Here is a 19,476-nt window from a genome sequence, read left to right on the forward strand (position 1 = left end):
TTTGACCTGCTGGTTCGTTTTGGTTTCTGTTGAAGCCATCCCGTGTCAGCGAGGTGGCATTATAGAGATTTCGATCACACTGGCAAGCCCTTTTTTAAGTTTTTCTTACTTTTTTGATTGTTCGAGCGTTTTTTGTTCAAAACACTCCATTTTCACTAGTATTCCCCTTAATTAAGGGCTTAAGGTGCCTATATAAAGGAGGATTTATGAGTTCAATACGCAGTTATAAAGGAATATCCCCTCAGATTGGGCAAGGTGTCTATATAGATACAAGTTCGGTACTGGTTGGTGATATCAAAATAGGTAACGACTCTAGCGTGTGGCCTTTGGTTGCAGCTCGAGGGGATGTGAACCACATTCATATTGGAGAGAGAACGAATATCCAAGATGGTAGTGTCTTGCACGTCACCCATAAGAATGTAGAAAACCCTGACGGTTATCCTCTCTTAATAGGTAATGATGTCACTATCGGGCATAAAGTAATGCTGCATGGCTGCACTATTGAGGATCGTGTACTTGTTGGTATGGGAGCGATCGTGTTGGATGGCGTGATTATCCAAAAAGAAGTGATGATTGGTGCTGGTAGCTTAGTACCACCGAACAAGGTACTTGAAAGTGGTTATCTCTATGTAGGAAGCCCAGTAAAACAAGCACGCCCATTAAATGATAAAGAGCGTGCCTTTTTACAGAAGTCTGCAGACAACTATGTTCAGAATAAAAATGACTATCTAGACTCTGTACTTCCAGTCTAAAGCGCTTTGATCTGAATCCGATTAGAGGAGTCATACTCCTCTTCTTCTATTAACTCTTCCGCTAGCTCTTCAATATCGAAACGTAACTCTGAAAAGATAACTAAAGCTTGATCGCCTTCTTTTATATCTCTTCCTGCCAATTGTGATAATTCCTCAATAGACATGACACATTCAATCAATGCGCCCGACTGTTGTGCTGGGAACGTGATTGTTCGGCTCTCTTCATCCCAATCTTGGATATCAGGAAATAGAATTGATTGATTCATTTTTTATAAATACCTCATTACATCTCTAGGTTTTTACGTAATTCTCTTAAAATCTGTTTTGTTCCCGGACGAAGACCACGCCAAAGCATAAAGCTCTCTGCTGCCTGCCCCACTAACATACCCAGACCATCATAAGCAGCATGAACACCATTATCTAATGCCCATTGATTGAATACCGTGGTTCCCGATCCATAAACCATGTCATAAACGGCGCTATTAGAGTTGAAAATCACCTCAGATACTTCAGGAAGCTGCCCGCTTAGACCAGATGAGGTAGAGTTAATAATGACATCAAAGCCTTTATTAACATCACTTAGCCCCATCCCCTTGATGTTGCCATGCGACGAAAACATCTCAGCCAGAAGTTCAGCCTTGGAGCTGGTTCGATTAGCGACCACCAGCTGTTGTGGCTTTTGGTCGAGAAGAGGTTGAATCACTCCTCTCGCAGCACCACCAGCGCCAAGAAGAAGAACACGTGCTCCTTTTAGCGTGACTTGATGTTGAAGCAGGTCTTGAACTAAACCCTCACCATCGGTGTTATCACCAATGATCTCTCCATCATCTAACTTCTTAAGGGTATTTACGGCACCGGCCAGTTCAGCCCTCTCTGTTAGGCGATTGGCAAACTGATACGCATCTTCTTTAAAAGGTGCTGTGACGTTACATCCTCGACCACCTTCACTGAAAAAGGTTTTGGCAGCAGTGATAAATTCACCATGATCTGGCTGTAATGCTGTATAGGTAAGTTGTTGGCTGGTTTGGCGAGCAAATAATGTGTGAATGAATGGCGATTTGCTTTGCCCAATAGGGTTACCGAAAACGGCATAACGATCTACTTGCTGTGTCATATCCTTACCTAACAGAAAAAAAGGGTCATCTATATAGATGACCCTATCACTATCCCTATAAGGAAGGAAGAACTACCAAACTCGAGGCTTTAGGTAGTCGCTATAAAGCAGAGCTTCTGGTGAACCCGCTTGTGGTTCGTAGCGGTATTCCCAGCGAGCCAATGGCGGCATCGACATCAATATAGACTCTGTGCGACCACCGCTTTGTAGACCAAATAGGGTGCCACGGTCATACACTAGGTTAAATTCAACATAGCGGCCACGACGGTATAGTTGGAAGTCACGCTCACGTTCGCCATAAGGTGTCTGTTTGCGTCGTTCTACAATTGGTAAGTACGCCGCAGCAAAGCCCTCACCGACCGCCTGCATGTAAGCAAAGCTCTTATCGAAGCCCCACTCATTTAAGTCATCAAAGAACAAACCACCCACACCACGTGTTTCATCTCTATGTGGAAGATAGAAGTACTTATCACACCATTCTTTGTGCTCTTGATAAACATCGTCACCAAATGGCGCACAAAGATCTTTGGCTGTTTGATGCCAAGATTGGCAGTCTTCGTCGACAGGATAAAATGGCGTTAAGTCAAAACCACCACCAAACCACCAAATCGGGTCTTCCCCTTCTTTTTCCGCAATGAAGAATCGAACGTTCGCGTGTGAGGTTGGGATATATGGGTTTTTAGGGTGGATAACTAATGAAACCCCCATAGCCTCAAACTTACGTCCGGCCAATTCAGAGCGATGAGCTGTAGCTGAGGCAGGCATAGCCTTACCCGCTACGTGAGAGAAGTTAACCCCACCTTGCTCAAATACCGCACCGTTGGTCATCACTCGAGTTCGACCACCGCCACCCAGGCGCTCGCCAGGTTCACGCTGCCACGCATCTTCTTCAAACAGTGCTGTGCCATCAGCTTGTTCAAGCTGCTGGCAAATCGAATCTTGTAGGCTCAGTAAAAACTGCTTTACTGCTTCTTTATCAATTGCTGACATCTTTCTTCCTCTGCAGGGTTTAACCCTGTCTTAATATTTTCGACGTTTTTGCATCTCTAATTTCGCTTGGCTTCTCACGGCCACCCGTTTGACCTTCTAAAATAGCCACCAAATGTTGGCCAAGTTGCAGCTGAACTTCTTCAGTTGTCATACAAGGCGGCTTGCCGGTCAGGTTAGCACTGGTAGAGGTTAACGGCTTACCAAACTCATTACACATTCTTTGAACCAAAGGGTGATCAGTCACTCGTACCGCGATGGAATCAAATTGGCCACTTACCCAGTCAGTGACTTTGCTGCTGGTTGGCATGATCCAAGTGACTGGACCTGGCCATGTCGCTTTCACTGTTGCCAACTGTTCTTCCGTCAATTGGCTTTCATCAATGTAAGGTAACAGTTGCTCGTAACGTGCAGCAATTAAGATCAACCCTTTCTCGATCGGTCGTTGTTTTAAGTCGAGTAATTTCTTGATGGCTTGTGGATTATCGGGATCACAACCGACCCCAAAAACGCCTTCGGTCGGGTAAGCAATGACTTCACCTTGTTGTAATGCCTGCAAAGTATGTTGAAAGTTATCCACGGGTTGCCTCATTAATTCAGTTATCTAACTCACTAAGTGTACAAATTATCATTCACTGTGACTAAAGCTATTTGTTTATAAAATGTATCAATTAACAACTTAGACTGACGCAAACGTTTTCCTTAAGCAATTTTACCCGTATAATGCGCGCAAAATATCTAATCACTAATTAAATCGTACCTGAAGGAGTTTGAGATGACTGTCGGTATTATCATGGGTTCTAAATCTGATTGGCCAACAATGAAGCTAGCTGCAGAAATGTTGGATCAGTTTGGCGTGGCGTACGAAACAAAAGTGGTTTCCGCTCACCGCACACCTCAGTTGCTTGCAGACTACGCAACCAGTGCGAAAGAGCGCGGTATTAAAGTGATTATTGCTGGTGCTGGCGGTGCAGCACACCTTCCGGGCATGGCTGCTGCTTTCACAAGCGTACCAGTTCTGGGTGTTCCAGTTCAGTCTAAAGCACTGAAGGGCATGGACTCTCTGCTTTCTATCGTGCAGATGCCAAAAGGTATCGCGGTAGGTACTCTGGCTATCGGTGAAGCAGGCGCTGCCAATGCAGGCATCCTAGCGGCTCAAATCATTGGTACACACAATGAAGAAGTAATGGCAAAAGTAGAAGCATTCCGCTCTGAGCAAACAGAAACGGTTCTGGCTAATCCAAACCCTGCAGAGGACTAATTTCCATGCATGTTCTTGTGTTAGGCGCGGGCCAACTTGCTCGCATGATGTCCCTAGCTGGGGCACCGCTGAATATTGAAATTTCTGCTTTTGATGTTGGCAGCAAAAATATTGTTCACCCATTAACGCAAGCGATTCTAGGTAACGGCTTAGAAAATGCGATTGAGCGTGCGGACGTCATTACTGCTGAATTCGAACATATTCCTCACGATGTACTTGAGGTGTGTGAACGCAGCGGTAAGTTTTTACCGACAACAGAAGCAATTAAAGCCGGCGGTGACCGTCGTCTTGAAAAAGCCCTGTTAGACGAAGCGAACGTGAAAAATGCCAAATACTACGTGATCAACTCTCGCGAAGACTTTGACGCTGCGCTCGCTCACGTTGGCTTACCAATGGTATTGAAGAGCACACTGGGCGGTTACGATGGCAAAGGTCAATGGCGCTTAAAGACATTAGACAATGTTGACGCGACTTGGACAGAAATGGCTGAGTGCATTGCCGCAACAAACAACCAAGCGATTGTGGCTGAAGAGTTTGTTCCGTTTGACCGCGAAGTATCACTGGTTGGTGCTCGTGGTACCAATGGCGAGATTCAGGTGTATCCACTGGCTGAGAATGTTCACACCGACGGCGTGTTGAGCTTGTCAACAGCCATTGATGACATTGAACTGCAAGAGCAAGCGAAAACCATGTTCACCGCAGTTGCAGAACGTTTGGACTACGTTGGCGTGCTTGCACTTGAGTTCTTTGATGTTCAAGGTTCACTGCTGGTTAATGAGATTGCACCACGTGTTCATAACTCTGGCCACTGGACGCAACAAGGCGCAGAGACTTGTCAGTTTGAAAACCACCTGCGTGCCGTATGTGGTATGCCACTAGGCAGTACTAAACTAATTCGCCCAACCGCAATGATCAACATTCTTGGTGAAGATACCCTACCAGAGGCTATTCTGGCTCAAGGTGGTTGTCATGTTCATTGGTATGGCAAAGAGAAGCGTGCAGGTCGTAAGATGGGCCACATTAACGTGAGCGCTGACTACAACGCAGAGCTACAAAGAGCATTGTGCTCATTGGCTGACATTCTTGATAAGCAAGCCTACCCAGCTGTGCATGAGTTTGCTGAGCAGATGAAGTAAGCCGACATTGGCTTATTGATATAAAAAGTTCATTGGATATACAAACGGCGCTCATTGAGCGCCGTTTTTTTATTTCTGGTCATCCACTTACTGTGATTAGTATTACTACTGAGATTGAATGTGATGACACTTGCGATCAGCACATTGCTTCTTAGTGCCACTGGCCGTTTTCTTCTCCAGTAACAATGGGAACTGGCACTGTTCACAGCGACCGATAGCAGGTGGCTGATTAACAGCGAACTTACACTTAGGATAGTTATCACACGCATAAAAGGTTTTGCCATAGCGAGATTTACGCTCCACCAAGTGGCCTCGACCACACTCAGGGCAGGCAACAAGTGGCTGCTCTTCAGGTTGTTCTTTCGGTTGATCCAAAGATTCAATGTGATTACACGTTGGGTAACTACTACAACCAATGAACATCCCAAAGCGACCTTGCCTTAATACCAATTCGTTTTGGCATTTAGGACACGGAACGCCCAGCTCTTTCACCACATGACCATCATTTTGATGAAGAGGCTTGATGTAATCACAGCTCGGATACTGCTTACAGCCTAAAAATGGGCCGTGCTTACCATGGCGAAGCTGAAGCTCCCCACCGCACTGCGGACATGGTTCATGCTCTAACGCATGTTCATGTGCTGAAAAAAGCTGATTATCAATCTTACTACTCATGACAAGCCTGTATTAATGCAAGATACCTTGCTCTTTGGTGTACAACAGCTCTTCCATTTGCGTGTAAGCACTTTCATTACCCGGCACATTAAATAGCACCATTAAGATAATCCATTTCAGATCATCCAATTCAAATTCGTTGGTCTCAAGCCCCATCACACGATCAATCACCATTTCACGAATCTCTGTTGTAAGCACGTTGATCTGCTCAAGGAACAATAAGAAGCCTCGACACTCCATATTAATACGTGAAATCTCTCGACTGGTATAAACACGCATCGAGGTATTGGAGCACATAGTAATCGCCGCTTGGTTGTCGGTATCTTGCAGTGCAGCAAGATCTTCTAACCAATGGAGGGCCTTATAAATATCATCTTGGTGAAACCCTGCTCGAAGAAGCTCATCTTCCAGTTCGTCTTGATCCACCTGCAATTCAGAATCGCTATGGATGTAGGTTTCAAACAAGTACATCAGTATGTCCATCATCATAGCTAGCCTCTCCCCTTTCGAATATAGCCACCGGAAACTGCAACAACATGCCCTGAGAGCTCAAGCTCTAAAAGCTGCATCATGACCTCATGCACAGGTATATGGGTTCTCTGTGCCAAAATATCAACGGGTGTCGCCTCTAATCCTACGTTAGCTAACAGCTGTGGAAATGGCAATTGTTCATTTTCACTCTTGTTCGGCGTAGGTTCGAACAAACTGGGTTGCTGATCTATAGACCAGTCTAACAGACTCTTTATTTCAATTAGAACATCTTGAGCGCTCTGTACCAAACATGCGCCAGCTTTGATTAGACTGTTGCCTCCACGACTGGTTGGGTTATGAATCGAACCGGGAAGCGCAAACACTTCACGGCCTTGCTCCATCGCATAACGCGCCGTAATCAGAGAACCGCTTTTCTCAGCCGCCTCAACAACAAGAGTCCCCAAAGACAACCCACTTATAATGCGGTTACGGCGAGGGAAATGTTCAGGTCGAGGCTTAGCGCTTGGGCGGAATTCTGAGATCAGCGCGCCATTCTCACAGATCCTATCGGCTAAATTTCGGTGTCGCGCAGGGTAAATAGAATCCAAGCCAGAACCCAACACCGCAAAAGTTTCCCCTCCTTTATCTAGAGCACCATCATGAGCGTAACCATCAATACCAAGCGCTAAGCCACTGGTGACAATCAAACCGTTTTGGACAAACTCTTTAGCAAAGGACTTCGCGGTTTGCAGCCCTTCGAGACTGGCGTTTCGACTGCCAACCATAGCGATTTGAGGCTCAATCAGCTTTTCGACATGACCTTTAACGAAAAGCACACTTGGTGCGGAGGCGGTCTCGTTCAGCAGTTTGGGATAATGCGGACAATTAGGGGTAATGATGTGATGGTTGGGCTGCCTTGCTTGCCACGCCAGGCAAGCCTCCACTTCTCTAGGGGCTTGCTGTCTTAAGTAGGATATTTGCTTGGCTGACAAACCAATCGCTTGCAACTGTTGGCTGGAGTAACCAACAATATTCGATGGGGAATCAGCACTCAGCAGACGAGAAAGACGCTTACCACCCAGTTGTGGAACAAAGCTCAGCGAGAGCCAAGCGATCAGTTGTTGCTCATTCACTCGGTGCCCTTAACCTCTTCCGTCAACGCAAGGTCTAAAGGCGATACCGCCAGAATGTCATTACTAACCGGCTTGGAGCTTTGAGTGATCAACGCCAAGCTAAAATACTCGTAAGGGCGAATAACCATCAAACTACCGAGTGAGGTACTTGGCAACTGCACCTTATCGCTCGCCGCTGACTCTTTATAGCTGTATTCACCTTGCTTACCAAACACCACTGCACCGCTTTCGCTAAGCGTAAACATAGAGCCTTGGCGAAGATTGTCCTGTGAGCCTTTGTTGATAACAACGACCTGATTCTTTGCGCTGTATTGGCTGCCATCTAATGAACCCAAGATATTAGCAAACTGACCAGCAGCACTAGGCGCTGGATAAAATGTGGTTGAGAGCTTCACCTGATCAACACCAAGCTCCGGTAACACGAGATCGTTAAGCAGTACTTCTTGCAGCTGAGTCTCTATCTGCAAGCTACTGAACTCCGCATCCACTTCTTTTAAGCGTGCCGTGGCGACCAAGCGTAATGAGGTGATACTCGCTTGAGGTTGATCTCTCTGGTAGGTCTCAACGGCGCGGTAGATGCCCCACTTTTGATGTTGTTGGTTGCCCGAGATAAACAACCGGTCTTCTCCCGATAAGAATCTCTTTCCATCACTGGTCCCTAACACTCGATGAGCCGATTGAATATCTTGCTGTTCAACCAAGCGATCAGATTGTAGATAAGGCAGAACCAGCCCCTCATTGACGGTTGGCACCGCTTTCTTCTCCGAGACACGAATCTTAGGGCTCAGCTTGATGACGGGTTTAAGACTCAATACCGGCTCACCATTAATCCAAACCAAAGACAGTTTATCTCCGGGGTATATAAGATGAGGGTTTTCTATCTCAGGGTTTACCTGCCACAACCTTGGCCATAACCACGGGCTATCAAGATACATCGCAGATATATCCCATAAGGTATCGCCCTTTACCACCACATACGCCTCAGGTGCGCCCTGCTTAATGGTTAAAGGTTGAGCACTATTTTCAGCCGTAGCGGCGAACGAAAGCGAGGCACAAACAAGAGAAAAAATGGGAGAAAAATGACGCATGACCTAGGTTCCTTGGTCTGAATATATGACATCTGATTTGAGAATTACCTTCAGGATGCTGTCATTTGACCTCTAAAATGTCTAGAATTGAGCCAACAAGGTTTAAGCTGTTTCGGCACAGTTCAATATTTCGAGTGTATATGTCTGTATTACAAGTATTAACATTACCAGATGATCGTCTACGTACCGTGGCGAAACCGGTAAAAGAAGTTACCCCAGAGATTCAAAAGTTCGTTGATGACATGATTGAAACCATGTACGACGAAGAAGGTATCGGCCTTGCGGCAACGCAAGTAGATTTCCACCAACGCATCGTTGTTATCGATATTTCAGAAACACGTGATGAGCCAATGGTGCTTATCAACCCTGAAATTACTGAGAAACGCGGCGAAGATGGAATCGAAGAAGGCTGCCTATCTGTACCAGGCGCTCGAGCTCTAGTACCTCGCGCTGCAGAAGTAACGGTTAAAGCACTAGACCGTGACGGCAACGAGTTCACATTCGACGCTGATGACCTTCTGGCTATCTGTGTTCAGCACGAACTTGACCACCTAGAAGGCAAGTTGTTTGTTGATTACCTATCGCCACTAAAGCGTAAACGTATCCAAGATAAGCTAGCGAAGATTAAACGTTTCAACGAGAAACAAGGTTAATAACCGCTGCTATTACTAAATTAGAAGGAAGCCTACCTTGAGTCAGTCTTTAAGAATTGTCTTTGCAGGTACTCCGGATTTCGCCGCCCGTCACTTGGCGGCGTTGTTGTCTTCGGAGCATGAAGTTGTTGCTGTTTACACACAGCCAGATCGCCCAGCAGGCCGAGGTAAAAAACTCACTGCGAGCCCAGTAAAAAACATCGCACTTGAAAACAATATTCCGGTTTACCAACCAGAAAACTTCAAGTCAGATGAGGCTAAGCAAGAGCTAGCTGAATTGAACGCTGACATCATGGTTGTTGTCGCTTACGGCTTATTGCTTCCGCAAGTTGTATTAGATATGCCTCGCTTAGGTTGTATCAACGTACATGGCTCTATCCTACCGCGCTGGCGTGGTGCTGCTCCGATTCAACGCTCTATTTGGGCGGGTGATAAAGAGACAGGCGTGACGATCATGCAGATGGATATCGGCCTAGATACTGGCGACATGCTAAGTATCGCGACGCTGCCTATCGAAACGACAGATACTAGCGCATCAATGTACGAGAAGTTAGCGGGTCTTGGCCCTGATGCGCTTGTTGAGTGTTTAGCGGACATCGCTTCTGGTAAAACGGTTGCAGAAAAGCAAGACGATGAGCTTGCTAACTACGCGAAGAAGCTAAGCAAAGAAGAAGCTCGTATCAACTGGAGTGATGAAGCTGCGCATATTGAGCGCTGCGTTCGTGCCTTCAATCCATGGCCAATGAGCCACTTTGAAGCCGCTGAGAACAGCATCAAAGTATGGCAAAGCCGTGTGGCAGAGCAAACTTCTGATAAGCCTGCAGGTACCATTCTGCAAGCGGATAAAACTGGTATCTACGTAGCGACAGGACAAGGCGTACTTGTTCTTGAACAGCTACAAGTTCCAGGTAAAAAAGCTATGTCAGTTCAGGATATCTTGAACTCACGTGCAAGCTGGTTTGAAGTTGGTACTCAACTTTCTTAATCCGCTTTTAAAGCTGTTAATTACACAGCTTAGAAAACCTTTACGAGGGCAGAGATGCCCTCATGTATTCAAATAAATATTCGGTACCCCTCATGAATGTTCGCGCTGCTGCTGCAAATGTCCTATTCCAAGTTGTCGATAAAGGCCACTCTCTTTCACACGCTCTCCCTGCGGCTCAAAAAACGATCCGTCCGCGAGACCATGCTCTACTGCAAGAGATTTGCTACGGCGCACTTCGTTACCTGCCTCGTTTAGAGTCAATCGCTAACGAACTGATGGAAAACCCGCTTAAAGGTAAAAAGCGTGTATTCCACCACCTAATCTTGGTGGGCATTTATCAACTAAGCTTCATGCGTATCCCTTCGCATGCCGCGGTTGCTGAAACGGTTGAGGGCACTAAAACACTGCGTGGTCCAAGCCTGAGTGGTTTGATCAACGCTGTACTACGTAGCTACCTACGTGACCAAGAAGAACTAGACGAGAAAGCCGTTAGCCACAATGCAGGCAAATACGGCCACCCAAGCTGGATTCTAAAAATGCTTCAAGAGAGCTACCCAGATCAATGGGAGCAACTGGTTGAAGCAAACAACAGCAAGGCACCAATGTGGCTGCGCGTTAACCGCCAACACCACACTCGTGACGAGTATGTTGAACTGCTTAAAAACGAAAACATTGAATACACATTGCACCCTGAAGCAGCCGATGCCATAAAATTAGCTGCACCTTGTGATGTTACTTTGCTTCCTGGCTTCGACAGAGGTTGGGTATCAGTGCAAGACGCTGCCGCTCAGCTTTCGGTTGATTACCTAACACCAAAAGATGGTGAGCTGATCCTAGATTGTTGTGCTGCACCAGGTGGTAAAACGGCACACATTCTTGAGCACACTCAAGATACTGAAGTGGTTGCGATTGACTGCGACATCAAACGTCTAGACCGCGTTTACGATAACCTTGAGCGTCTACAACTGCGTGCCGACGTAATTTGTGGTGATGCTCGCTACCCTGAAGAGTGGTGGATGGGTGATAAGTTCGACCGTATCCTACTTGATGCACCTTGTTCAGCGACCGGCGTAATTCGTCGCCACCCTGACATCAAGTGGCTACGTCGTGCATCTGACATTGATGCACTGGCTGAACTGCAAAGCGAGATTATGGATGCAATGTGGCGTCAGCTGAAAGAAGGCGGCACCATGGTTTATGCGACATGTTCTATCACGCCACAAGAAAACGTGCTGCAAGTGAAGGCATTCCTAGCACGTACTGAGAACGCAACGTTGGTTGGGTCTGATATCGAAAATCCGGGTCGTCAAATACTACCTGGAGAAGAAGATATGGATGGCTTCTACTACGCAGTTCTAGTAAAGCAGGCATAACAACTAAACAGCGGCTAAGAATTTATTTCTTAGCCGCTGTTTCTTTCTAGTACATTATCAAAATAAAGTTAGATAACTAGAATTACCACGGTAAAGAAAAGAGAAAGGCTATGAAGATCATTATCCTAGGTGCTGGACAAGTTGGCGGTACCCTTGCTGAAAACCTGGTTGGTGAAAACAACGACATCACCATTGTCGACCGTAATGCTGACCGACTTCGTGAACTTCAGGATAAGTACGACCTTAGGGTTGTAAACGGTTATGCCAGTCACCCAAACACACTACGTGAAGCGGGTGCGCAAGATGCCGACATGTTGGTTGCCGTAACCAACATGGATGAAACCAACATGGCTGCGTGTCAGGTTGCTTTCTCTCTTTTCAATACGCCGAACCGAATTGCCCGTATTCGTTCTCCTCAATACCTAGAAGAGAAAGAAGCGCTATTCAAATCAGGTGCTATCCCAGTCGATCACCTGATCGCACCCGAAGAGCTAGTGACCAGCTACATCGAGCGCCTGATTCAATACCCAGGTGCACTGCAGGTTGTGAGCTTTGCTGAACAGAAGGTTAGCTTAGTCGCAGTAAAAGCCTACTACGGTGGTCCACTGGTCGGTAATGCACTGTCTGCCTTGCGTGAGCACATGCCGCACATCGATACTCGTGTTGCCGCGATTTTCCGTCAAGGCCGCCCGATTCGCCCACAAGGCACCACCATCATTGAAGCCGATGATGAGGTTTTCTTTGTGGCAGCGAGTAACCACATCCGCTCAGTAATGAGTGAGCTGCAGCGCCTAGAGAAACCGTACCGCCGCATCATGATTGTCGGTGGTGGTAACATTGGTGCAAGCTTGGCAAAACGCCTTGAGCAGAGCTACAGCATCAAGCTTATTGAGCGCAGTTACACTCGTGCCGAGAAGCTGTCTGAAGAATTAGAAAACACCATCGTCTTCTGTGGCGATGCGGCAGACCAAGAGCTGCTAACCGAAGAGAACATCGATCAAGTTGATGTGTTCATCGCTCTAACCAATGAAGATGAAACCAACATCATGTCCGCAATGCTGGCTAAGCGCATGGGTGCCAAGAAAGTAATGGTGCTGATTCAACGTGGCGCTTATGTCGACCTTGTTCAGGGTGGCGTGATTGATATTGCTATCTCGCCACAACAAGCGACGATTTCTGCGCTGCTTACTCACGTTCGTCGTGCTGATATTGTAAACGTATCATCTCTACGTCGCGGCGCTGCTGAAGCGATCGAAGCCATTGCTCACGGTGACGAAACCACATCGAAAGTGGTTGGCCGAGCGATTGGCGACATCAAACTACCACCGGGCACCACTATTGGTGCGATTGTTCGCGGAGAAGAAGTACTTATCGCGCACGATAGAACCGTAATCGAACAAGATGACCACGTAGTGATGTTCCTAGTGGACAAGAAATACGTACCTGATGTTGAGTCTCTATTCCAACCGAGCCCGTTCTTCTTATAGCCTTGTTCTCGTAAGCTTGTTCTCACAACCTTCTTCTGGTGAGAACGATGCTCCGGCTCAAAGCGATGGTCTATTAAGCTATGGTCAACTTTCGTCCGATATTATTAGTGATAGGGTTAGTGTTATCAAAACTCGCCCTTTTCATGTACATCCCTACATTGGTTGCCTTTTTCACAGGCACCGGTGGCTTCCTCGAGTTTGGTCAGTCGGTAGTGATCACGCACATTGTGGCGTTCATCTGCTTGAGCTTAGGCCGTTCAGCTAAGTTCCGACTTGGGGTGCGGGACATGTTCCTGATCACCTCTCTGGTATGGACGATAGCCAGTGCCTTTGCTGCACTGCCGTTTGTCTTCATCAACCACATCAGCTTCACTGACGCCTATTTTGAAACCATGTCTGGTATCACCACGACAGGCTCAACCGTATTAAGCGGCTTAGACAGCATGGCACCAAGCATTCTGTTGTGGCGTTCTATACTGCAATGGTTAGGTGGCATCGGCTTTATCGTTATGGCGGTAGCGGTTCTGCCAATGCTCAACGTCGGTGGTATGCGACTGTTCCAAACCGAATCATCCGATTGGTCAGATAAAAGCAGCCCACGAGCAAAAACTGTCGCCAAGAACATCGTGGCGGTTTATCTGGTTCTGACTGGCTTGTGCATCATTAGCTATCTGTTTGCAGGCATGGGCATCTTTGACGCGATCAATCATGCCTTCACAACACTGTCTACGGGTGGTTACTCAACATCAGATGGCTCAATGAACCACTTCTCTAACAGTGCTCACTGGGTAGGAACCCTGTTCATGTTCCTTGGCGGTCTGCCATTCCTACTGTTTGTTAGCGCACTGCGAGGCCGAAAACTCTCAATCCTCTACAAAGATGCGCAAGTGAGAGGCTTCACCTATCTATTCTTAGTCACCAGTGCCGTGATCTCGACATGGTTGGTGGTTAGAGATGGCTACACAGTTATGGATGCGATGCGTGTTTCGATGTTCAATATTGTGTCAGTCGTAACCACAACCGGTTTTGGCTTAGAAGACTTCACCGCGTGGGGCGCTTTGCCTACAACGCTGTTTGCCTTTTTAATGATGGCGGGCGCATGCTCAGGTTCAACCTCTGGCGGTATTAAAATCTTCCGCTTTCAGATCGCGATGACCATGCTCCATAAGCAAATGATGAAACTGATTCACCCGTCGGGTGTCTTTGTTCAACGCTATAACCAACGCCCTGTAAATGACGACATTGTGCGTTCACTGGTCGCATTTGGTTTGATGTTCTTTATTACGATTATCTTAATTGCAGGCGGCTTGAGCGCGATGGGACTTGATCCCGTAACCAGTATATCTGGCGCTATCACAGCCGTTGCCAACGTTGGTCCAGGCATGGGCAGCGTGATCGGTCCAACCGGGAACTTTGCTCCACTGCCCGACGCCGCTAAATGGTTACTAAGCTTAGGAATGCTGATGGGACGACTTGAGATATTGACGCTCATTGTTCTATTTTTCCCAGCCTTTTGGCGACGCTAACCAAGCACAAAATCAAGGAAACACAGATGAAACCATACGTACTTCTCGCTGGCGCATTGCTCGCAAACTCAGTATTCGTAAGTTCTGCCTTTGCTGATCAAATGGTCACATTGCCTGATGGCAAACAAGTGTTACTCAAAGATGATTTTACTTGGCAATACGTGGCACCGAAGCAAACGGAAGCAGCAGCGACAACATCAGAGATTGCAGCGCCTATTGCAGCAGCCCCTGTCGTAGCCGTACCTGTCGCAACGAACACGCGTGGCACTACGATTGTGGTTAATAGTAAAAAGCCAAGCTTACAGCTGTCTCAGTCAGGAGTGGATGTTGTACTGGGTGCCAGTCGCTATGAAGATGGTGAGCTTATCATTCCGACAGCCATCACCAACCAAGGCACTCAAGCGGTCATTTTGGTATCACTTAACATCAGCGTGTTTACTGCAGAAGGTGAGTTGTTGGCAGAAGAAGAAGTTGCTGTGTGGAAATCAATCAAACGAATGGCCGACACATACCTACGACCAAAGACGGGTGAAGAAGGCAAGCTAATCAAGCTCGACCTAGAACAACACCCTGAATATCAGATTAAAGCTGAGATTACTGAGGTACTGGCTCGCTAAACCGGAGTCACGTACAGATAGATAGCGAAGAAATGGCAAGCGCAGCCCGCCAACACAAACAAGTGCCAGATGGCGTGGTTGTAAGGGATGCGTTTAGCCACATAGAAAATAACACCCAACGAGTAGATCACGCCGCCGAGCGCCAATAATACCAAGCCGCCCATCTCAATATTCATCGCCAGTTGATACACCACAATCAACGACAGCCAGCCCATAGCTAAATAAATGAACAGAGATAGACGCTTAAATCGGTAGACGAAGGCAATCTTCATGATGATACCGACCAGCGCAATTCCCCAAATAACCGCCATCAAGCCCATCGCTAATGGGGTTCTTAAGCCAACCAATAAAAACGGGGTGTAGCTACCTGCGATGAGTAAGTAAATTGCACAGTGATCGAGGGTTTTCAATAAACGCTTGGTTTTTTCTGTGGTGATCGAGTGATAAAGCGTGGAAGCAAGAAAGAGCAGGATAATGCTGCTGCCATAGATTGCCATACTGGCAACCGTCAACATGTCGGCTTGGTAATCAAACGCGCGAATCAACAACAAGATCAGACCAACCACGCCAAGCACGACGCCCAAGCCATGGGTTATCGCGTTAGCGCGTTCTTCGATGTCGCTGTATTCGCTAGCTGATGATGCAGACATGAGTATCCTACTAGAGTAAATGTTCAATTGACCTAGTATTGCATATTAAGCTTACACGTGTAAGCTTAAATTTTTATGACATCTTTTATGACATTAATAACGCCTAAACTGTGTGATGAGGCTAGGCTCTCTAAAACTAAAGAACCAAAAAGCTGACTAAGAGGCGCTATCTAGATACTCAAGCACCATCTTGCCAGCTTCTTCCGGTGAGGTATCCAATGGCACACTTAATTGACGCTGTAGCTGACCCACTCCCAATAAGCTCGCCAACATGCCTTTGGCACCGTCGCGATTGCGGTCTATCTCAAACCACAACTTAAGCTCAGTTTCATCACGATGAGCAACAACCTCAAGCTCACGCCAGCGTCCATGATAAGGACCCGTCGTCGGGACAAACTCGAACTCTTGTACAAATGGCAGTTCAAAGCCTTCTACCGCTTCACATTCCACTTGGCGGATACGTAAGCCTTGAGCTTCAAGCTCGTTGAAAATACCATCGAGGAGTGCGTCAGGGCGCACCGTTAAGATGTCTTTATCCGAAGGGTCAATCGCCATCGCAATATCGAGCCCGGTTTCTAGCCACACCTTTGAATCACCAATCGTGACCGGTGTGTTCAGCGGGACATCAAACTCACATTCAAAATCACGGGTTTCACCCGGCTGAATAACAAAGGCATACGGCAGGCTCCATTTGGCCAACGAGTATGTCTGGTGCATTCGACGTGTTTGGCCACCCTCTTGCCTTTGCGAGTTCATGGTAACTTCTTTGACGTAACGACAGCACAAGTTGAGATCGATATTGTCGATCTCTTGTGGCTGAGCGCCACCATAGACATGCACAATAATGCTCGCCTTCTTGCCTGGATAAAGCACTTCCTGCTGCAATACAGAATCCACCTTGGCAGATCCAATTCCAAAACTTGCTAACGTTTTCTTTAAGAACGACATATGCACCTCCTTTAAAGCATCATCTTAAGCCTGAAAGAGGTTCAAACTCAAATATACTGCTCACACTATTTTAGCTCTAATATCGTCTATTTATCACTCAGGCGTCGATCGATAACTTAGATAGTGATAATCTAAGCCTTGATATGCATGCATATCATTATCCTGATTTATTCTTCGGATTGGCGAAAGCCAGACGAGTGACGCTTCAAGCAATTGAGGTGGAGCTCATGGTAAATCAGGCCATTAGATTGGCAATGGATATGCCTGACCGTTAGGTAAATTAATGCGCCCAACAGCTGTCAGGTTCTCGCACACCAACCGTAGTGCGATGCGTCGTCGTAGTGGCTTTGTTGCTGCTCCAACGGCTAAGAAATTGGCTCCTACAATGACTCTAGTTGAGAAGACTGCTTTATTAGCACCGACTACAACAAAAGTGATTAAAGCCGCTTAACAAAAAGCGCAGTTTTTACTGCGCTTTTTTCTTGCCCGCTCCCATCTTGAAATGTGTTTACACATTGGTATTCCCTACCCGATTTGATACCTTAGCCACAAATCATTATAAAATTTGTGGAGAAATAAAGTATGAAGTGTCACCGCATTGAAGAACTGCTTGAACTGATGGAGCCTGAGTGGCAGAAAGATCAAGAGCTTAACCTATTAGAGTTCATCATTAAGCTATCAAAAGAAGCGGGCTACCAAGGCAAGCTTGAAGAACTGACTGACGATGTTCTTATCTACCACCTAAAAATGCGCAACAGCGAAAAAGATGAAATGATCCCAGGTCTGAAAAAAGACCAAGAAGATGATTTCAAAACCGCAATTCTAAAAGCGCGTGGCCTTCTTTAGTCGCCCATTTGTTTAGAGCTCAATTGCCGTATAGATAAAACACTCAATTTTAAAAAGCGACCACCAGGTCGCTTTTTTGTTTCTGTTCGCTATTTTTTCGTCACAACTGTTATGACTTTTGTTGTTAAAGGTTGATAGCGTTAAAGAAATGAGAACAAGATTGTCGCTATAATCGCCATCCATAAGAATCTTCTAAAATAATAAGAATGAGTGCGATAACAACAAATGCACCAAGCTCAATTTCAACAGGTTCTCTAAACCATACTTTCAAGTAATGTCGTCATGCCCGACTTAACCGGGCAAACAAGCCACAAAAAGGATAGTCCATGAGTCAGGATAAAATCGATATCAAAGATGTGACTCCTAAAACCTTTAACCCGAAAACACATAAAGGTAATGGAGATCGATTTAACCCAAGTAACCGAATCTATGTTCGAGAAAGCAAAGGTAAATTCCAACAACTGCGTCGCTATGGCGGTTGGTTCTTACTTTTACTTTTTGCGCTTATTCCATGGATTCCATTTGGTGAACGCCAAGCGATTTTGCTCGATATCGGCAGCCAACAGTTCAACTTCTTTGGCACCACCTTATACCCACAAGATCTGACCCTACTCGCGATCCTATTTATGATTGCCGCGTTTGGCTTATTCTTCATAACCACCTTCTTAGGCCGTGTCTGGTGTGGCTATTTATGCCCGCAAACCGTCTGGACCTTCATGTATATCTGGTTCGAAGAGAAGCTAGAAGGCGCTGCCAATAAGCGAAGAAAACAAGACTCGGGCAAACTGACGAGCAATTTAATCCTCAGAAAAACCCTCAAACACATTGCGTGGTGGGCGATTGCCATTGCGACGGGCTTAACCTTTGTTGGTTACTTCATCCCAATCAAAGAGTTAGTGGTTGGCTTCTTTACCTTTAACTCGTCTTTCTGGCCAGTGTTTTGGGTACTGTTCTTTGCTGGGTGTACTTATGCCAATGCGGGTTGGATGCGTTCAATTGTTTGTCTGCACATGTGTCCTTACGCGCGTTTCCAATCGGCAATGTTCGATAAAGACACCTTCATTGTTGGTTACAACACAGAACGTGGTGAAAGCCGTGGCCCTCGCTCTCGTAAAGCTGATCCAAAAGAGCTTGGTCTAGGCGACTGTATTGACTGTAACCTGTGTGTTCAAGTGTGCCCAACGGGGATTGATATCCGTGACGGCCTGCAATACGAGTGTATTAACTGCGGCGCGTGTATTGATGCCTGTGACAACACCATGGAGCGCATGGGCTACGAGAAAGGCCTGATCAATTACACCACCGAGCACAGACTTGAAGGTCACTCGACCAAGGTAATGCGTCCTAAGCTATTGGGCTATGGCGCCATCTTGATCGTGATGTTGGGCTTGTTCTTCGCCCAAATCGCGAGCGTTGATCCTGCCGGCCTAAGTGTTCTACGCGATAGAAACCAGCTGTTCAGAGTCAATAACCAAGGCTTGGTTGAAAATACCTACACCTTGAAAGTGATCAACAAGACTCAACAAGAGCAAGAGTACAAACTCGATGTTAGCGGACTACCCGATTCTATCTGGTATGGCAAACAGACGATTACTGTCGATCCAGGCGAGGTTTTGAACCTACCTATCAGTTTAGGCGCCGACCCAGAAAAACTGAGCTCACCAGTTTCGACAATTCAGTTTATACTCTCGGATAATGAAGAGTTTACGATGGAAGTCGAAAGCCGCTTTATCAAGAAGCTCTGATACCCGCACCTTAATGCTTGGTATAACAA

At 46.5% G+C, this 19,476-nt stretch carries 22 protein-coding genes; 12 read left to right on the forward strand and 10 right to left on the reverse strand.

The features are described 5' to 3' along the window. Window positions 1–206 precede the first annotated feature (206 nt). Entirely contained in the window at window positions 207–752 is a 546-nt protein-coding gene (locus MSG34_RS22320; RefSeq protein ID WP_050622203.1) for a gamma carbonic anhydrase family protein, read from the forward strand. On the opposite strand, the gene MSG34_RS22325 is transcribed toward MSG34_RS22320, so the two are convergent. The 4 genes from MSG34_RS22325 to MSG34_RS22340 all read right to left on the reverse strand — a co-directional run bounded on the left by MSG34_RS22325 (window position 749) and on the right by MSG34_RS22340 (window position 3,433). Beyond that, window positions 749–1,018 carry a DUF1488 domain-containing protein gene (locus MSG34_RS22325; RefSeq protein WP_050622202.1) on the reverse strand — a complete coding sequence of 90 codons (270 nt, stop codon included), beginning with the start codon at window positions 1,016–1,018 and terminating at the stop codon, window positions 749–751. The genes MSG34_RS22320 and MSG34_RS22325 overlap by 4 nt on opposite strands. A 17-nt stretch (window positions 1,019–1,035) precedes the next feature. Beyond that, window positions 1,036–1,866: a shikimate dehydrogenase gene (aroE, locus tag MSG34_RS22330; protein WP_248339444.1), complete on the reverse strand. Its 831-nt coding sequence runs from the start codon at window positions 1,864–1,866 to the stop codon at window positions 1,036–1,038. Between the two features lie 72 nt (window positions 1,867–1,938). After that, on the reverse strand, window positions 1,939–2,856 hold the full coding sequence (gene hemF / locus MSG34_RS22335; RefSeq protein WP_248339445.1) for an oxygen-dependent coproporphyrinogen oxidase: 918 nt from the start codon (window positions 2,854–2,856) through the stop codon (window positions 1,939–1,941). A 19-nt stretch (window positions 2,857–2,875) separates the two neighbouring features. Beyond that, window positions 2,876–3,433: an L-threonylcarbamoyladenylate synthase gene (locus tag MSG34_RS22340; protein WP_248339446.1), complete on the reverse strand. Its 558-nt coding sequence runs from the start codon at window positions 3,431–3,433 to the stop codon at window positions 2,876–2,878. A gap of 195 nt (window positions 3,434–3,628) precedes the next feature. Between MSG34_RS22340 and purE the strand changes: the two genes are divergently transcribed. Continuing rightward, window positions 3,629–4,114, forward strand: a complete 486-nt coding sequence (gene purE, locus MSG34_RS22345; RefSeq protein WP_004735777.1) for a 5-(carboxyamino)imidazole ribonucleotide mutase — start codon at window positions 3,629–3,631, stop codon at window positions 4,112–4,114. A gap of 5 nt (window positions 4,115–4,119) precedes the next feature. Then, entirely contained in the window at window positions 4,120–5,250 is a 1,131-nt protein-coding gene (locus tag MSG34_RS22350) for a 5-(carboxyamino)imidazole ribonucleotide synthase (protein ID WP_248339447.1), read from the forward strand. Window positions 5,251–5,355: 105 nt separating this feature from the next. Here MSG34_RS22350 and MSG34_RS22355 read toward each other — a convergent pair whose 3' ends face one another. From MSG34_RS22355 to MSG34_RS22370, 4 genes are read right to left on the reverse strand one after another with little or no spacing between them, the layout of a single operon-like run. Continuing rightward, a complete protein-coding gene (locus tag MSG34_RS22355) occupies window positions 5,356–5,925 on the reverse strand; it encodes a topoisomerase DNA-binding C4 zinc finger domain-containing protein (RefSeq protein WP_248339448.1) in 570 nt (189 codons plus the stop codon). 12 nt (window positions 5,926–5,937) lie between these two features. Then, entirely contained in the window at window positions 5,938–6,414 is a 477-nt protein-coding gene (locus MSG34_RS22360) for a DUF494 family protein (protein ID WP_029235873.1), read from the reverse strand. Window positions 6,415–6,416: 2 nt separating this feature from the next. Then, complete coding sequence (dprA, locus tag MSG34_RS22365; RefSeq protein WP_248339449.1) at window positions 6,417–7,529, reverse strand: DNA-processing protein DprA; 1,113 nt, start codon at window positions 7,527–7,529, stop codon at window positions 6,417–6,419. Then, the gene (locus MSG34_RS22370) at window positions 7,526–8,617 is read right to left on the reverse strand and encodes a LysM peptidoglycan-binding domain-containing protein (RefSeq protein WP_248339450.1); all 1,092 of its coding nucleotides are present in this window, start codon (window positions 8,615–8,617) and stop codon (window positions 7,526–7,528) included. Before MSG34_RS22370 ends, dprA begins: the two co-directional genes overlap by 4 nt. 140 nt (window positions 8,618–8,757) lie before the next feature. On the opposite strand from MSG34_RS22370, the gene def reads away from it, so the two are divergent. From def to MSG34_RS22400, 6 genes are all read left to right on the forward strand, one after another. Further along, a complete protein-coding gene (gene def, locus MSG34_RS22375; protein ID WP_017058772.1) occupies window positions 8,758–9,270 on the forward strand; it encodes a peptide deformylase in 513 nt (170 codons plus the stop codon). 37 nt (window positions 9,271–9,307) lie between these two features. Then, entirely contained in the window at window positions 9,308–10,255 is a 948-nt protein-coding gene (gene fmt, locus MSG34_RS22380) for a methionyl-tRNA formyltransferase (protein WP_248339451.1), read from the forward strand. 92 nt (window positions 10,256–10,347) lie between these two features. Continuing rightward, the gene (rsmB, locus tag MSG34_RS22385; RefSeq protein ID WP_017058774.1) at window positions 10,348–11,628 is read left to right on the forward strand and encodes a 16S rRNA (cytosine(967)-C(5))-methyltransferase RsmB; all 1,281 of its coding nucleotides are present in this window, start codon (window positions 10,348–10,350) and stop codon (window positions 11,626–11,628) included. A gap of 110 nt (window positions 11,629–11,738) precedes the next feature. Continuing rightward, window positions 11,739–13,115, forward strand: a complete 1,377-nt coding sequence (gene trkA, locus MSG34_RS22390; protein WP_004735766.1) for a Trk system potassium transporter TrkA — start codon at window positions 11,739–11,741, stop codon at window positions 13,113–13,115. Window positions 13,116–13,195: 80 nt separating this feature from the next. Continuing rightward, a complete protein-coding gene (locus MSG34_RS22395) occupies window positions 13,196–14,641 on the forward strand; it encodes a TrkH family potassium uptake protein (RefSeq protein WP_017077319.1) in 1,446 nt (481 codons plus the stop codon). Window positions 14,642–14,667: 26 nt separating this feature from the next. Beyond that, window positions 14,668–15,258 carry a DUF3157 family protein gene (locus tag MSG34_RS22400; RefSeq protein ID WP_248339452.1) on the forward strand — a complete coding sequence of 197 codons (591 nt, stop codon included), beginning with the start codon at window positions 14,668–14,670 and terminating at the stop codon, window positions 15,256–15,258. Here the strand turns inward: MSG34_RS22400 and MSG34_RS22405 are convergent. After that, on the reverse strand, window positions 15,255–15,908 hold the full coding sequence (locus MSG34_RS22405; RefSeq protein WP_050622192.1) for a hemolysin III family protein: 654 nt from the start codon (window positions 15,906–15,908) through the stop codon (window positions 15,255–15,257). The two genes, MSG34_RS22400 and MSG34_RS22405, sit on opposite strands and share 4 nt — an antisense overlap. Window positions 15,909–16,064: 156 nt before the next feature. Further along, window positions 16,065–16,856 (reverse strand): sporulation protein, encoded by a 792-nt coding sequence (locus MSG34_RS22410; RefSeq protein WP_048610874.1) that lies wholly within the window; start codon window positions 16,854–16,856, stop codon window positions 16,065–16,067. Window positions 16,857–17,139: 283 nt separating this feature from the next. On the opposite strand from MSG34_RS22410, the gene MSG34_RS22415 reads away from it, so the two are divergent. From MSG34_RS22415 to ccoG, 3 genes are all read left to right on the forward strand, one after another. Then, window positions 17,140–17,307: a hypothetical protein gene (locus MSG34_RS22415; RefSeq protein ID WP_004739323.1), complete on the forward strand. Its 168-nt coding sequence runs from the start codon at window positions 17,140–17,142 to the stop codon at window positions 17,305–17,307. 131 nt (window positions 17,308–17,438) lie between these two features. After that, window positions 17,439–17,702, forward strand: coding sequence for a YihD family protein (locus MSG34_RS22420; RefSeq protein WP_009848104.1), 264 nt, complete (start codon window positions 17,439–17,441; stop codon window positions 17,700–17,702). Between the two features lie 326 nt (window positions 17,703–18,028). Continuing rightward, the gene (gene ccoG / locus MSG34_RS22425; RefSeq protein WP_065584151.1) at window positions 18,029–19,447 is read left to right on the forward strand and encodes a cytochrome c oxidase accessory protein CcoG; all 1,419 of its coding nucleotides are present in this window, start codon (window positions 18,029–18,031) and stop codon (window positions 19,445–19,447) included. Window positions 19,448–19,476 lie beyond the last annotated feature (29 nt).

Origin of the sequence: Vibrio sp. 1CM2L, assembly GCF_023161695.1 — a bacterium.
Classification (GTDB): domain Bacteria; phylum Pseudomonadota; class Gammaproteobacteria; order Enterobacterales; family Vibrionaceae; genus Vibrio; species Vibrio coralliirubri.